Source organism: Arthrobacter oryzae, from assembly GCF_037911235.1.
GTDB lineage: Bacteria > Actinomycetota > Actinomycetes > Actinomycetales > Micrococcaceae > Arthrobacter > Arthrobacter oryzae_E.
On record NZ_JBBLYW010000030.1, the window covers coordinates 12800 to 27983 of the forward strand.

8 protein-coding genes are annotated in these 15184 nt (G+C 68.0%); all 8 read left to right on the forward strand.

All coding sequences use genetic code 11. From position 1 onward, the window contains the following. Positions 1-26 precede the first annotated feature (26 nt). The 8 genes from WMN78_RS08640 (at position 27) to WMN78_RS08675 (ending at position 15182) form a co-directional block, all read left to right on the forward strand. A complete protein-coding gene (locus WMN78_RS08640) occupies positions 27-1358 on the forward strand; it encodes a DUF58 domain-containing protein (protein WP_340533347.1) in 1332 nt (443 codons plus the stop codon). Next, positions 1355-3892, forward strand: a complete 2538-nt coding sequence (locus WMN78_RS08645) for a transglutaminaseTgpA domain-containing protein (protein ID WP_340533348.1) — start codon at positions 1355-1357, stop codon at positions 3890-3892. Before WMN78_RS08640 ends, WMN78_RS08645 begins: the two co-directional genes overlap by 4 nt. Then, positions 3889-5550 carry an RDD family protein gene (locus tag WMN78_RS08650; protein ID WP_340533349.1) on the forward strand — a complete coding sequence of 554 codons (1662 nt, stop codon included), beginning with the start codon at positions 3889-3891 and terminating at the stop codon, positions 5548-5550. The genes WMN78_RS08645 and WMN78_RS08650 overlap by 4 nt, the downstream gene beginning before the upstream one ends. Continuing rightward, entirely contained in the window at positions 5547-6572 is a 1026-nt protein-coding gene (locus WMN78_RS08655; protein ID WP_340533350.1) for a PP2C family protein-serine/threonine phosphatase, read from the forward strand. Before WMN78_RS08650 ends, WMN78_RS08655 begins: the two co-directional genes overlap by 4 nt. Continuing rightward, positions 6559-8232, forward strand: coding sequence for an FHA domain-containing protein (locus WMN78_RS08660; RefSeq protein ID WP_340533351.1), 1674 nt, complete (start codon positions 6559-6561; stop codon positions 8230-8232). Before WMN78_RS08655 ends, WMN78_RS08660 begins: the two co-directional genes overlap by 14 nt. Beyond that, positions 8229-9896, forward strand: a complete 1668-nt coding sequence (locus tag WMN78_RS08665) for a serine/threonine-protein kinase (RefSeq protein ID WP_340533352.1) — start codon at positions 8229-8231, stop codon at positions 9894-9896. Before WMN78_RS08660 ends, WMN78_RS08665 begins: the two co-directional genes overlap by 4 nt. A 103-nt stretch (positions 9897-9999) precedes the next feature. Beyond that, the gene (locus tag WMN78_RS08670) at positions 10000-10704 is read left to right on the forward strand and encodes a hypothetical protein (protein ID WP_340533353.1); all 705 of its coding nucleotides are present in this window, start codon (positions 10000-10002) and stop codon (positions 10702-10704) included. Beyond that, the gene (locus WMN78_RS08675; protein ID WP_340533354.1) at positions 10701-15182 is read left to right on the forward strand and encodes an FtsK/SpoIIIE domain-containing protein; all 4482 of its coding nucleotides are present in this window, start codon (positions 10701-10703) and stop codon (positions 15180-15182) included. Before WMN78_RS08670 ends, WMN78_RS08675 begins: the two co-directional genes overlap by 4 nt. Positions 15183-15184 lie beyond the last annotated feature (2 nt).

Consider the following 15184-nt stretch of genomic DNA (forward strand, 5'->3'; position numbering starts at 1 on the left):
TTCACCGCGCGAACAAAGGCACAGATATGTCCAGCAGCACTCCGTTGACCCGGCTTGCTGACCGCCTGAAAGGGCCGTTTTCAGGTGACGGGAAAGCCGCCAGGCTGCACCCCGCCGCCATGTGGTCCGAGGCCGTCAGCACGGCAGGCCTCGCCCTCGCACCCGCCTGGTCCGGGGTCCGCGGGCTCTGGCTGAAGTACGTTTGGCCGGTTCTCTCGGTGGTGAGCGTCCTCGGCTGGTCCGTACTGGCCGCCTCCATCCTGTTGTGGAGCGTGGGCCAGGCCTACGGCTGGCAGGAAGCGAAGGCAGCGGCGGTGGCGGCCTTCGTCCTGTTCGTCCTTGCCGTCGGATTCATCCTCGGCCGCTCCTCCTACGGCGTGGTATTGGACCTCGCCAAGACCAGGGTGGCCGTGGGGGACAGCGCCGTCGGCAGCATCGCAGTCTCCAACACCTCCACGCGTCCCCTCCTGCCGGCAGCGCTGGAACTGCCGGTGGGAGCCGCCACTGCCGTCTTCCACCTGCCGCGGATGAAACCGCAGCAGGTCCACGAGGACCTCTTCACCATCCCAACCGCCCGCCGGGCCGTCATTGTGGTGGGCCCGGTGCGCTCCGTGCGGGCCGACCCCCTGCACCTGTTGCGGCGGCAGGTGCTATGGACCGAACCGGAAGACCTCTACGTGCACCCGCGGACTGTTGCCCTGGCCGGGTCCGCCGCCGGCTTCATCCGCGACCTTGAGGGCATGCCCACCACGGACTTGTCCAGCGCCGACGTGTCCTTCCACGCGCTGCGCGACTACGTGCCCGGCGATGACCGGAGGCACATCCACTGGAAGACCACTGCGCGGACCAACAAGCTCATGGTTCGCCAGTTCGAGGAGACACGCCGCGCCCACCTCGCCATCTCGCTGTCCATCAACACGGACGAGTACGACTCCGAACAGGAATTCGAGATGGCCATCTCCGCGGCTGCGTCCATCGGGCGCCAGGCCATCCGCGAGCAGCGCGAACTCGATGTCCTCACCCAGAAGGGTCCCCTCCGGTGTGAAACCGGCCGGAACATGCTCGACGACATGACCCGGATCGTCGGGTCCCCGATGCGGAAGACCGCCGTCGACCTCGCCCGGACGCTGGCGGACACTGTCCCGAACGCCTCAGTGGTCTTCTTCGTGGTGGGCAGCCGGGTGACCCCCGCCCAGCTTCGTTCTGCGGCCGCTTCGGTACCGCCGGGAGTCCGCAGCCTCGCCGTCCGCCTTCAGCCCGGGGCCGCTCCGGCACGCGCCAACATCGCGGACCTGACAGTCCTGACGCTCGGGGACCTGTCCGACCTCGCCATCATCCTCAGAAAGGCCGCCGCATGAGCGCCGCGCCCGCATTCCGCCAGCGCCGCCAGCCTGCGCCGTCTCGATCGTCCGCCTTCAGGGACGGCCAGCCGGCCTGGCATTCCGCGCTCGACGCCGGCGCCCTGGTTGTCCTGCTGGGGCTGGGTGTCCTCGGGTTCAGCCTCAGCTTCGGCGGAGATCCCTACTACCTGATCGCCGGTTTCGGCGGCATCCTGCTCGGCCTCGGCATTGCCGCGGCAAACGCCCATTTCAAGCTCGGGGCGCTGATCACCGCCGCTGCTACGCTCGGCTCATACCTGGTCTTCGGCACCCTGTTTGCCGTACCGGACGCCGCCATCGCCGGATTTATCCCCAGCTTCGAGTCGCTGCGGACCCTGCTGCTGGGCGTCGTCTTTGCGTGGAAGGACATGCTGACTGTCGGCGTCCCGGTCGGAACCGCCGGTGGCATGCTCATTGTCCCGTTCCTGAGTGCGCTCATCACGGCGCTGGCAGCAGGGCTGATGACGTGGCGGCTGAAGAGCCCCTACTGGCCGCTCCTGCCCGTCCTGGTGCTCTTCGTCACCGGCATCGCGTTCAGCACCAACGCCGGCTTCCTCAACGTGGAGCGCGGAATCTCCCTGACCGTGGTGGCCGTGGCATGGGCGACCTTCCGCCGGGACGCCCACCGCCGCAGCGACACACGCAAGGTGTCCGTCAACCGTCCGGAGGCGGATGCCGGCACTGCCCGCCGGGCCAAGGCCCGCCGGCTGGGATCCGCCGCGGGCGTCATCGCTGCCTGCGTTGCCATCACTGCGGTGGCCTCGCCCCTGGTCACCGCGAGCGATGACAGGACGGTCCTTCGCAACACCATCGTTCCGCCGTTCGACCCGAAGGACTACATCACACCACTGGCGAGCTTCCGTAACTTCGTCAAGGACAAGAAGGACGACAACCTGTTCGTGGTGAAGGGCCTGCCCCGGGACGGACGCGTCCGCCTCGCGGCCCTGGACGCCTTCAACGGCACCAACTACAACATGGACCCGGACAGCTCCGGCAACTTCAGCAAGGTGGGGGATGCCAAGTCCCTGAACACGCTGGCTGACTCCGACGGCATCGTCCCCAGCAACGATTACACCCTGGACATCACCATCGAGGACTACCAGGGGTACTTCCTGCCCGGCGGCCGCCGCACCACCGGCATCAGCTTCACCGGCGACTCATCCGGAGCCGCGTCCGGGCTCTACTTCAACTCCGGCACGGACACCGCGGTGACCACCAGGGGCCTCGCGAAAGGCGACGCATACAGCGTCCAGGTGTCTGATCCCGCCAAGCTCGAACACGGCCAGCTGACGCAGTACGACTTCGCCAAGGTGGCACTCCCGGATGCCTCGGAAGTGCCGCCCGTGGTCGGTTCGCAGGCCAACGACCTGTCCGCCGATGCACCCACCGCAATCGACCGCGTCCGGCAGATCGAAGCCCATTTCCAGAAGAAGGGCGCCTTCAGCAACGGCCTGATCGACGAAGGGCAGCTGCCCAGCATCTCAGGGCACGGCTCGGCACGTATCCGCAACCTCCTGACCGCCAAGCAGATGCTGGGCGACGACGAACAGTACGCAGTGGCGATGTCCCTGATGCTCAGGCACCTGGGAATCCCCTCCCGCGTGGTGATGGGCTTCTACCCGGATCCGAAGAGCCCGGAGAACGGCGCCGGCGAAGTGAAGATCACCGGCAAGGACGTCCACGCCTGGGTTGAGGTGGCGTTCGACCGGGTCGGCTGGGTGTCCTTCGACCCCACACCGCCCAAGGACAACGTCCCGATTCCGCCGGACCCCGAGAACAAGTCCAAGCCCAAGCCGCAGGTCCTGCAGCCGCCGCCCCCGCCGCAGGAGCCGGCGGACCTGCCCCCGGACTCGTCCCCGGACGCGCTGGACGCGGACCAGAAGAAGAACAACCCCTGGCTCTTCTGGGGACCCATCCTTACCGCAATCGGAATCGCCCTGATCCCCATCGGGATCCTGGCGCTGCCGCTGCTCCTCATTGCCCTGCTCAAGAGCCGGCGCCGCAAGGCCCGGTTTTCCGACGGGCACCCGGCCCAGCGCGTCGGCGGCGGCTGGAACGAAGTGGTCAGCCTTGCCACGGACATGGGCGCCGCCGTGGACACCCGGGCAACCCGCCGGGAGTCCGCCGTCGTCCTCGGGGAGGCGTTCCCCGGAACCGCCGGCACCACCACCCTGCTGGCGCACCGCGCCGACGCCTCGATTTTCGGTGCCGGCCAGCCAAGCGAAGCGGAGGTCCGGGAGTATTGGACCATCGTGGACGGCTCGCTGAAGGAAATGACGGCCACGGTCGGTTTCTGGAGACGGCAGGCGGCCCGTTTCTCGCCGCGTTCGCTCCTGTCTGACGGCCGGACCGCGCTGCAGCTCAGGGGCTTGAGGCTGGTCAGGACGTCAACAACTGCCCCCGCGGGTAGGGTGGATAGCGGCCCGGCGCCGGCAACTCCTGCCGCCCCCGGTCCGGACAACGAACAGACTGTGCTGAGGCGCAATCTGAGAGAGAACCGCAACGAACCATGACGCATGACGCCGAGCGCTGCCAGCGCTGCCAGCAGTTGATCCGTCCGGGAGCGACGTTCTGCCCGGCCTGCGGTGCTCCGCTGAGCAACAGGGCCGCCCGCAACGACCGGAACATCGACCACTCGCAGCGCGAGCTCATGGAGCGGGCCGCCGCGCAGGGCAGCCCGTTTCCGGGTAGTATCCCCGTAGCGCAGGCCCGGGCGGAAACCCCCGCGCCGGGTGTCCCCGGTCCGGGCGCCCCCGGCTCGGGCAGCACCCGCCAAGGGGTTCCCGAACGCGGGGCCCCGGTGCACGGCGGCCCCTGGGCCGGTGTGCCAACGCACGGCTCGCACGTACAAGGGGGAGGTACCGGAATGGGTGGCAGGCTGGATGTGGTTCCCGCGGCGGCCGGACGGCGCCTCGGCGCCGCGGTGCTCGACTGGGTGGGGCCGGCAGCAGTGCTCGTCGTGATGCTGACCCTCGGATTCGCCAGCATCACCCGGACCCGGAGCGGCGGCATGATCGTCTATGACACAGCCATGCTGGTGCTGCTGGGCAGTATCGCCGTCGGCATCACCGTGGTTTACATGCTGGTCTTGCTCTCCATTGAGGGCCGCTCCGGCAACAGCATCGGCAACCGGCTCATGGGAATCCGCAGCACCGACCAGGACGGCTACGCCCCCGGCGCCGGCGCGCTGTTCCTGCGCGGCCTCATCACCGGGGCCGGCATCCTCCTGGCCGTGGTCGCAGCCGTGTTTGTGGTGGTATTCCAATGGTTCGGGGCTGGCTTGTGGATCCTCGGCCCCCTGGCCCTGCTGGGTGTCGCCTGGGCCCTCGTGGTGGTGGTGTCCAACTCCTGGGACAAGAACGGCAAGCTCAGGGGCTGGCATGATGCTGCGGCCAAGACCCTCATGTTTGATGTCAACGCGGGCCGGAACCCCGTGACCACCGGAGGCATCCAGGGGCCGTATAGTTTCGCGCCGCTGGATCTCCCTCCCGTGCAACAGGTTTCCTCACCGATCGCGGGTGCGGCCCCGAGGCCGGGCCAGGCGGCCACCGTGCAGACCGCGGAACCCCAAGCCGCTATCAACCAGCCGGCAGCCATCCCGCAGCCACCCCTGAACCCGAACCAGTGGCAGCCGCCGGCCGTGCCCCGGCCGCAGCCCGCACCCGCCCCGGTCCGCGAGGCGCCGCAGCCTGCCCCTGTGCAGACCAAGCCCCTGCCGGACCCCGAACTTCAGCTTCAGGAACCCCGGCTTCAGGAAACCCAGGGTCAGGTGTGGGCGCTTCATCCCGATGACTACCACGACCGGACCCGGATGCGCGGCCAGACCGTCCCGGCACCGCTGGCAGCGCTGCGGCTCAGGCTTGATGACGGCCGCGATTTCCAGCTCGACCAGTCGGTCCTTATCGGCCGGAACCCCAGCGGCCTCCCGGGTGAACAGGTTGCCCAGCTGCTGGCAGTGGCCGATCCCGGCCGTTCCATCTCCAAGACCCACCTGCACCTGCGTGAGGACACCGGGGGAGTCTGGGTCACCGACCGCAACTCAACCAACGGCAGCGCCGTCACCACTCCGGACGGCGTCCGGACTGCTTTGCAGGCCGGGGAACCCGCCTTTGTACGCCCAGGGTCCACCGTGCACTTCGGTGACCGCACCTTCCACCTAGGACAGGCATGAATTCCGAGCCGGCAGCAGCCACCTCCGCAACGGGCAGGGAGCCCGGACTCCAACTGAGCTGCGGCTACGGAACAGACCGTGGCCTCCGCCGGGAACTCAACGAGGATTCCTTCATCGCCTCCGACCCCGTGTTCGCCGTCGCGGACGGCATGGGTGGCCACGAGGCGGGCGAGATCGCCAGCGGAATCTGCGTCCGGACGCTCGCCGGAATGCCGCAGCTGGCCACCGGCGAGCGGACCGCCACGGCCGCCGTCGTACAGCAGTATCTGGTCAGCGCCGATGAACGGATCCGCACCGCCACCGGCTCCCGGGCCGGCACCACCCTCGCCGGGGTGGTGCTGGTGGAACAGATGGGTGTCCCGTACTGGCTGGTGGTGAACATCGGCGACTCCAGGACGTACCGGCTGAGCCAGGGTGAGTTCGTGCAGGTCAGCGTTGACCATTCCGAGGTCCAGGAGCTTGTCGACGCCGGCGAAATCACCAAGGAGCAGGCGGCCGTGCACCCCCGAAGGCACGTGGTGACCCGCGCCCTGGGCACCGGTGACGAAACCGAGGCCGACTACTGGCTGCTGCCCGTCGAGGAAGGCGACCGCATCATGGTCTGCTCGGACGGGCTGAACGCCGAGCTCACGGACGACCACATGTTCCGCATCCTGAGCACTGTGGGCCATCCCCAGGACGCTGTTGACGCCCTGATCCAGGCGGCACTCCGAAGCGGCGGACGTGACAACGTCACCGTGATCGTCGTGGACGCCAAGAACGTGATGAACGACGCCGGAACGGACACCGCGCCCCGGCCCGCCGTGGGGGCGGAAGACGAGGACACCCTGCCCCGGGCCCAGGTGGACACGACTGAAGTGCTGGACAACACCGAAGTGGACACCGAGGAACTTCCCGAGGCTCCCGGTCTGGTGCAGCCCGCGGATGCACCGGGTTCCGCGGAGCAGGCCGCGGCGGACGCTGCCGAACCTTTGCAAGACCCCGCAACCGACTCAGAGGGCCGCCACGATGGGCTCAAGTAGCTACACGCCCGGAACCTGGCTGGGCGTGGTCCGGTCAGGGACCGCCGTGCTGCTGCCGCCCGCGACGCCGGCCGCGCTCACGGACTCCCTGTGGGAGCTGCTGGCCGGAGAGCCCGAGGTCCACGAGGTACTTCACGCGGTGACCAGCGCCTCCTCCGGCTCCCTGGCGCAGATCCCGTGGTTCGGCATTGTGGATTTCCGGGACTCCCTGCGGGTCTTCCTCCGCGGTGACATCGAGCTGACAGCACATCTTGGCGCCGGTGCGGTGGAACTGAACGGCCGGGACGTCACCACCTGGACCGAGCGCAGGCTCAGCGAACCCGAGTGGTACAGGGTTGCGGTTCCCGGCGATGCGGCCGGCGCCGCCGAACTCCCGCTCGGTGAGGGCGTTGTGCTCCTGCAGAGCCTCACGGTGGGTTGCCAGGTCCCGGTCCGCGATGTCCCGGTCGTGGAGGCCCCGGTCCGCGACGTACCGATCGTGGAGGCCACGGTCCTGGTGGCCCCTGTCCAGGTGCCCGAACACCTCCCGGCATCCGAAACCATAGGCGACGTGCCCGCTGCTGACTACGTCCCCGCTGCTGACGACGTACCCGCTGAAGGCGCAAGCACTGAGCACGGTGCATCCGCCGAAACAGTGATGGGCCTTCCCGACGACGAACTCGAGTACACGGACGCCGGAATGACCGTCCTCCCGGATCTAACGGGGACTGACGCTCCTGAGGCAGTCCCGGCCAACGAGCTGACGGGAAGCTACGACCACCTGTGGGACAAGACCGTGATGCGCCGGATCGAGGACGCAGCCATCCGGGACGAGCCTGAAGACGAGCCTGAAGCCGAATCCGGTGCCGGGCCTGCCGACAACGGGGGCAGCACGGATGAATCCGGTCTTAAGGACGTCGCTCCGCAGGCGGCCGCCGACCACGGACCCCTCATACCTGCCCAGCTGCAGGGCGGGCTGATCGATTCCGTCCCCTGGAACACCGGCGGCGACAAACCCGCCCGGCCGTCCGGACCGCCGTCGTTCGTTCCCGCCCCGGCATCCCTCGCGTCAGCGGACACGCCGGACCGGGACAGCCCGGCGGCGCTGCCGCCGCTGCTGGAAGGCGACCACGACGGCGAAACGATCATGAAGAGCGACCTCGCCGGACTCGGAACTGCTCCGCCGGTGCAGGCTGAGGCAGGCGGAGGCGGTCCCGCCACCGGTCCCATGGTCCTGGCACGGGTCTGCCCGCAGGGCCACGCCAATCCGCCGACGCATTCGCAGTGCGCCGGCTGCGGCCTGGCGCTGGCCGCCGACGCGGTGCAGGTCCGCCGGCCGCGGCTCGGACGCGTCCGGCTGTCCACCGGTGACCTGATCGACCTGGACCAGTCCTTGGTGATTGGGCGCCAGCCGTCTGTCTCCAGGGTGCAGGGCGGAGGAATGCCGCGGCTCGTCCAGGTGGCGAGCCCCAGCGGCGACATTTCCCGGTCGCACGTTGAGGTCCGCCTCGAAGGCTGGCATGTGATGCTGTGCGACCTCAAGGCCACCAACGGGACTGTCCTGGTGCGGGAGGGGCAGCAGCCCCGGCGCCTCGCCCAGAACGAGATGGCCATCCTGCTTGACGGTGACATTGCAGAACTCGGCGACGACGTGTCGTTGCGGTTCGAGGAGATTGTATGAGTACCAAGCGGCCAGTGGCCCCGCCGCCCGCCATTCCCGGATTCACTTACGTCAGCCTGCTTGGTTCGGGCGGGTTCTCCGACGTCTACCTCTATGAGCAGGACAGGCCGCGGCGCAAGGTGGCCGTGAAAGTGCTGCTCTCCGACCTGAAGACGGAGGGTGCGCGGCGCCGCTTCGAATCCGAAGCAAACCTGATGGCGCAGCTGTCCTCGCACCCGTACATCGTCACCATTTTTGAAGCCGAGGTGACTGCGGACGGGCATTCCTACCTGGCCATGGAGTACTGCTCCCGGCCCAGCCTGGACGTCCGCTACCGCCGGCAGCGGTTCAGCGTGGACGAAGTCCTGGCAGTCGGCATCCAGGTGGCCTCCGCCGTCGAGACCGCCCACCGCGCCGGCATCGCCCACCGGGACATCAAGCCGGCCAACATCCTGGTGACCGACTACAACCGCCCGGCACTGACTGACTTCGGCATCTCCGGCACCCTGGGCAGCGACACGGACGAGGACGCGGGAATGTCCATTCCCTGGTCCCCGCCCGAGCAGTTCCGGGACGGTCCGGTGGACGGCGTGATGGTGGACGTCTGGGCTCTTGGTGCCACGCTGTACACCCTCCTGGCCGGACGCTCCCCGTTCGTCCTGCCGGGCGCGGACAATTCCCAGCGCGAACTGATTTCCCGGATCACCAACTCGCCCGTGCCCCGGCTGGGGCGGGCGGATGTCCCTGAATCGCTGGAACTGGCGCTGTCCACGGCGATGGCCAAGTCGGCTTCATCGAGGTACTCTTCGGCGCATGCCTTCGCGCTGGCGCTGCAGCGGATCCAGGCGGAACTGAACCTGTCAGTCACGCCCTTCGAGGTCCTGGAGGACGCCCACGCCGAGGACAGCCACCCGGACGACGGCTTCGAGGAAACCCGCGTCCGGAGCATCGCCTCCGTGGATCCCGACCAGACAGGACATGCCCCGACCTTCCCTGCCCGGGTGCGTCCCTCGGCACTGTCCGCATTTACTCCCGTCGTTCCAACGGCACCCCCGGGAGGGCCCGCCCCTGGGCCGGTTCCGGGACCGCACTCCGGTCCGGGCGCCCGCCCGCCCCAGCATGATGACTGGTCGCAGGGCACCATGCTGCGGGGAAGCGTCGCGGCAGGGCCGCGGCATGGCGACGCCGACGTGGCCGCCACGGTCCACCGGCCGGAGGCAGTGCAGGATGGGGCGGCCCAAGAACCGGTTGATCACAGCAAGCGGAACCTCTGGCTGTCCGTTGTGGGTGCTGCGGTGCTGGTTGTCGCCGTCGTGATCGGTGTTGTCCTGGGCGCGTCCCGGCCGGATCCGGTGGCCGAACCCACCGAACAGGTTTCTTCGCTGGCAGCGGATGCCATCGGTGACGGCATCGTACCCGACGTGACCGACATCGTGGGCGACAGGGGGCCTGATGGAAAGGTGCGATTCACGTGGACCAATCCGCAGCCCAAACCCGGCGACACCTATAGATGGCGCGTCTTCGACGAGGGTACGTTCCAGGCCACCGACAAGCCGGAGGCGGAACCGATTCTCAAGCCGGGCGAGGTTTACTGCGTCCAGGTGATGATTGTCCGCAGGGACGGGTCGTCATCTCCGCTGGACATCAACAATTCTGTCGGCTGCTACCGCGACGACTTTTCCTGACAAGCGGCTCTGCACCGTTCCTGTACCGGGCTTGCCGGCGGTGCGCCGCGGCTGGCCCACACGCAACTGAAGTTAAGCACTGCCCTTTGAGGAGGCACGGAAAATGGGGGATCTAGCAGTAGATTTCTGTGGCGAATGGTACGAGCCGTCGGACGAGGACGTCTTCAACATCGGACGCGAGGGCGACCTGGAAGTGGACGACAACCCGTACCTGCACCGGCGCTTCCTCCAGATCGCGCGGTATGACGGCATCTGGTGGCTCAGCAATGTCGGTGGCATGCTCTCAGCCACGGTGGCGGACGGCAGCGGCGGGATGCAGGCGTGGCTTTCACCCGGCGCCCGGATTCCGCTTGTCTTCAGCCACACCAACGTGATCTTCACAGCAGGCCCCACCACATACGAGTTCGCCGTCCATCTGAAGACACCCTCCTTCCGGCAGGAGGCACCCGACGAAAAAAGCGGTGGGGACACGACCATTGGTCCCGTCGTTTTCACCGACTCCCAAAAGGCCCTCATCGTCGCCCTTGCCGAGCCCATGCTGCGGCGCGACGGCACCGGCTTCAGTGCCATCCCGTCGTCGGCCGCTGCCGCCAAGACCCTTGGCTGGGCGCTGACCCGGTTCAACAGAAAGCTGGACAATGTGTGCGACAAACTTGACCGCGTCGGCGTTGCCGGGCTCCGCGGCGGCGGCGGAAAACTGGCCACCAACCGTCGTGCCCGGCTCGTGGAGCACGCGGTGACGTCGCACCTGGTGACAGCGGACGACCTGCACCTGATCGAAAAGATGAGGGGGGTCGACGAAGGGTGAAAATCCGACTGACACTGCGCCGGGACCCGGCCGAGGCCAAGGACCTCGCCGTCACTGTTGACGGCCTGGCGACGGTGGCGGACATCGCCATCCAGCTCTGGGCTGCGGATCCTGAGCGGCGCGGCACGCAGCCGCCGGAGAACCTGTCGCTCTGTATCGACGAGGCGTTCGTGGCCGGCGGAATGCGCGGCAACATCCTCAACCGCGCGGACAACCTGCTGGAATCGGGGCTCAGGCCGGGGTCCATCGTCTCGCTGGCACAGGTCAGCGAGCAGTTCGGGGCACGGGATGCCGACCGCGGGCCCGCTGCGGCGACCCTCCGCGTGTTGTCCGGTCCCGACGTCGGGCAGGAATTTTCGCTGCCCTCCGGCACCAGCTACATCGGCCGGGACCGGGACGTCGACATCCGGCTCTCGGACCCGATGACCTCCAAGCGGCACGCCCGCATCACAGTGGGGGAGACCGTGGAGATCGTGGACACGAACTCCGCCAACGGGCTGATCATGGACGGGCTGCCGGTCACCCGGGCCACGCTCAACTCCTCGGATACGGTCACCCTGGGCGACACCACTGTCTCCGTGGTGGGGCTCGGGCACCACGGTGGCGCGCCGACGTCGCCGCTGGTGGACTTCAACCGCTCGCCGCGCGTGGTGCCGCGTTTCGCCCCGCCCAAACGCGTACTGCCGGCCGGCCCCAAGCGCCAGGAACACCAGCCGTTCCCTTACATCATGCTGATCGCTCCGCTCATGATGGGCGCAATCCTGTTTGCCGTTACGGGCAACGTTCTCTCGGTCCTGTTCATGATGATGATGCCACTGTTCATCATCGGCCATTATGTGGACCACAAAATGCAGAGCAAGCGCGAACGCAAAGAGCAGCTCAAACAGTTCCGTGAAGCCATGGCTGCATTCCGCAAGGACATCACCGAGCTGCAGAACATCGAGCGGTCCGTGCGACTCCAGGAAGCTCCGTCCGTCAGCGACACCGTGGATTCGATCTACAAGCTGGGACCCCTGCTCTGGACGCACCGGCCGGAGCACAAGGGTTTCCTGGGCCTGCGCTTCGGGCTGGGAACGTCGCCGTCCCGCATCCCGTTCGAGGAGCCGGGCAACAACGAAACCGAAGCCGAATACATGCAGGAAATCCAGGCCTGCCTCAAACAGTTCCAGGACATCGAAGGCGTGCCCATCGTCTCCCAGCTTCGCTCCGCCGGAGCCTTCGGGCTGGCCGGTGCCCGCGGCCTGGTGGACGACGTGGCCCGCGGCATGGTGCTGCAGACCGTGGGGCTGCACTCTCCGGCCGAAGTGGTGGTCGCGGCCATCACCTCGGCCAAATCGCGGGAACGCTGGAACTGGCTTCAGTGGCTGCCGCATGTCGGTTCAGGGCACAGCCCGCTCAGCGGCGACCACCTGGCGGCAGGGCCTGCCGGCGGATCCTCGCTCCTGGCCCGGTTGGAGGACCTGATCGACCAGCGCGAAGCCGGCGCGCAGTCGCCGCGTCCCGTCCCGAGGCCCGGCATCGACGGCGAGAACGGGGAGATCCCGGGGCCCGTCCTTCCGTCCGTGCTGGTCATCGTCGAAGACGACGCCCCGGTGGACCGCGGACGACTGACAAGGCTGGTTGAACGCGGCCCTGATTCGGGCGTGCATGTCATGTGGGTGGCCACGAGTGTCCAGTCGCTTCCGGCCGCGTGCCGCGACTTCATGGTGGTGGACGGCGATCACGGAACCACCACCGGCCAGGTCCGGCTTGGCCGCCACACCTACCCGGTCAGCTGCGAAAGCCTCGACGCCGAACTCGCCACCCAGCTGGCCCGGATGCTCTCTCCGGTCATCGACGTCGGCAAGCCCGTCGACGACGAATCCGACCTGCCCCGCGCCGTGTCCTACGTGAGCCTCATCGGCAAGGACTTCATGGACAATCCGCAGGCCGTGGCGGACCGCTGGAAGGAAAACAACTCCGTCCACGCCACCGCCGTCGCGAACCGCAAGGACAACGGCACCCTCCGTGCCCTGGTGGGGTCCAAGGGCATCGAACCGCTGTACCTGGACCTGAAAAACGAGGGTCCGCACGCCCTGGTGGGAGGCACCACCGGTGCCGGCAAGTCCGAGTTCCTGCAGTCGTGGGTCATGGGCATGGCCGCGGCTTACAGCCCGGACCGGGTGAGCTTCCTGTTCGTGGACTACAAGGGCGGTGCCGCCTTCGCCGACTGCCTGCACCTGCCCCACACAGTGGGGCTGGTGACCGACCTTTCCCAGCACCTGGTGCGCCGCGCCCTGACCTCCCTGCGGGCCGAACTGCATTACCGGGAGCACCTGCTCAACCGCAAAAAGGCCAAGGACCTCCTGGGCCTCCAGCGCGAGGCGGATCCCGAGGCGCCGCCCTACCTCATCATCATCGTGGACGAGTTCGCGGCACTTGCAACGGAAGTCCCGGAGTTCGTCGACGGCGTGGTGGACGTTGCCGCCCGCGGCCGGTCCCTGGGCCTCCACCTCATCCTTGCCACCCAGCGGCCCGCCGGAGTCATCAAGGAAAGCCTGCGCGCCAACACCAACCTCAGGGTGGCACTCCGCATGGCCGACGAGGACGACGCCACCGACATTCTGGGTGTTCCCACCGCCGCGTACTTCGACCCCTCGATCCCCGGCCGCGGTGCTGCGAAGACAGGCCCCGGCCGGATCCAGGGCTTCCAGACCGGTTACGCAGGCGGCTGGACCACGGATAAGCCCCAGGCGCCCCAGATCGATATCGTGGAAATGGCCTTCGGCTCGGGACCCGGCTGGGCAGCACCCGCACCTGAGAAGCCGGTACGTGAAGAGCCTGCGGGGCCCAATGACATTGCCCGGATGACGGCCAACATCATCAAGGCCGCGGAGGTGCTTTCCATCGCGCCGCCCCGGAAACCGTGGCTCAACGAGCTGGCCAAGACCTACGACTTCTCCAAGCTCCCCAATCCCAGGACGGACGAACGACTCCTCCTGGGCGTGGCCGACGATCCCGCCCGCCAGGACCAGCCCACCGTGTTCTATGAGCCGGACAAAGACGGCAACATGGCCATCTACGGAACGGGCGGTTCCGGTAAGTCGGCCGCCCTGCGTGGCATCGCCATCGCCGCGGCGGTCACTCCGCGCGGAGGCCCGGTCCATGTATACGGCATCGACTGCGGCTCCTCGGGGCTGAAGATGCTCGACGGGCTCCCGCACGTTGGTGAGGTCATCAACGGCGACGACGTCGAACGTGTCGGCAGGCTGCTGCGCTGGCTGCGGGACGTTGCCGACGACCGCGCCGCCCGCTACGCCGAAGTCCGGGCCTCCACCATCGTGGAATACCGCAAGCTGGCCAACGAGCCGGACGAGAAGCGGATCTTCATCCTCGTGGACGGAATGTCCAGCTTCCGCGAAGCCTACGAATACAGCCGCCTGTCCGCGCTCTGGGACATCTTCCTGCAGCTGGCAACGGACGGCCGGCCGCTGGGCATCCACCTGGTTGTCACCGGCGACCGGCCCAACTCGGTCCCGGCCTCGCTGCTGGCTTCCATCCAGCGGCGCCTGGTCCTGCGCCTCTCCTCCGAGGACGACTACATTTCGCTCGACGTGCCCAAGGACGTCCTGAGCCAGGCCTCGCCTCCGGGGCGCGGCCTGCTGGGAGCACACGAGGTCCAGCTGGCCGTGCTCGGCGGCGACTCCAACCTGGCCCTCCAGGCCCGCGAGGTGCACAAGCTCAGCGAGGCCATGCTGCGCCAGGGGGTGGAGAAGGCGCCGCAGATCGAAAGGCTGCCCGAGCAGGTGGACCTGGACATCCTTCCCGCCGGCAGCGTGGACCTGCCAGTCATCGGCGTGGACGACGAGACGCTCCAGCCGGCCGAAATCGTGGCCAAGGGACCGCTTCTCGTCGCGGGTCCGCCGGGCGCCGGCCGCACGGTGGCCCTGGTCACCATGGCTTACGCCCTGCGCCGGTCCAACCCCGGCACCGAGCTGGTCTACATCGGCTCCCGGCGGTCCGCCGTCGCATCGCTGAAAGTCTGGAACCGGTCCCTCGTGGGGGCTGACGACGTCGAAGCGGCAATTGAGGCGCTGGTGGACTACTCCTCGGAAAACCCGGGCCGGCTTGCCATCTTCATCGAAGGGCTGACCGAGTTCACGGACACCGGCGCCGAGTCCGGCATCGAGCAACTGGTCACCACGTCCATCAAGGCCGACCAATGGGTGGTGGGGGAGTCTGAGACTTCCACCTGGTCCTCCGCCTGGTCGCTGTCCCAGCCGTTCAAGTCGGGCAGGCGCGGACTGCTGATCAACCCGGGCGACATCGAGGGCGACTCTCTCCTCAGTACCTCGCTGGGCAAGATCAGCTCCGATTTCATTCCGGGCCGCGGCTACATTGTGGGCCGGGGCAAGGTCCGCAAGCTGCAGATCGCCTTGCCGCCGGAGAACCGCAGCCAGGCCGATCCTGACCTCAGCCGGGTGGGAGCGGCGAGGTGAGT

What these genes read in the sequence shown, in the direction of transcription:
- WMN78_RS08640 (WP_340533347.1), top strand. Translation starts at nt 27, where the DNA reads ATGTCCAGCAGCACTCCGTTGACCCGGCTTGCTGACCGCCTGAAAGGG.
- WMN78_RS08655 (WP_340533350.1), top strand. Translation starts at nt 5,547, where the DNA reads ATGAATTCCGAGCCGGCAGCAGCCACCTCCGCAACGGGCAGGGAGCCC.
- WMN78_RS08660 (WP_340533351.1), top strand. Translation starts at nt 6,559, where the DNA reads ATGGGCTCAAGTAGCTACACGCCCGGAACCTGGCTGGGCGTGGTCCGG.
- WMN78_RS08650 (WP_340533349.1), top strand. Translation starts at nt 3,889, where the DNA reads ATGACGCATGACGCCGAGCGCTGCCAGCGCTGCCAGCAGTTGATCCGT.
- WMN78_RS08670 (WP_340533353.1), top strand. Translation starts at nt 10,000, where the DNA reads ATGGGGGATCTAGCAGTAGATTTCTGTGGCGAATGGTACGAGCCGTCG.
- WMN78_RS08645 (WP_340533348.1), top strand. Translation starts at nt 1,355, where the DNA reads ATGAGCGCCGCGCCCGCATTCCGCCAGCGCCGCCAGCCTGCGCCGTCT.
- WMN78_RS08665 (WP_340533352.1), top strand. Translation starts at nt 8,229, where the DNA reads ATGAGTACCAAGCGGCCAGTGGCCCCGCCGCCCGCCATTCCCGGATTC.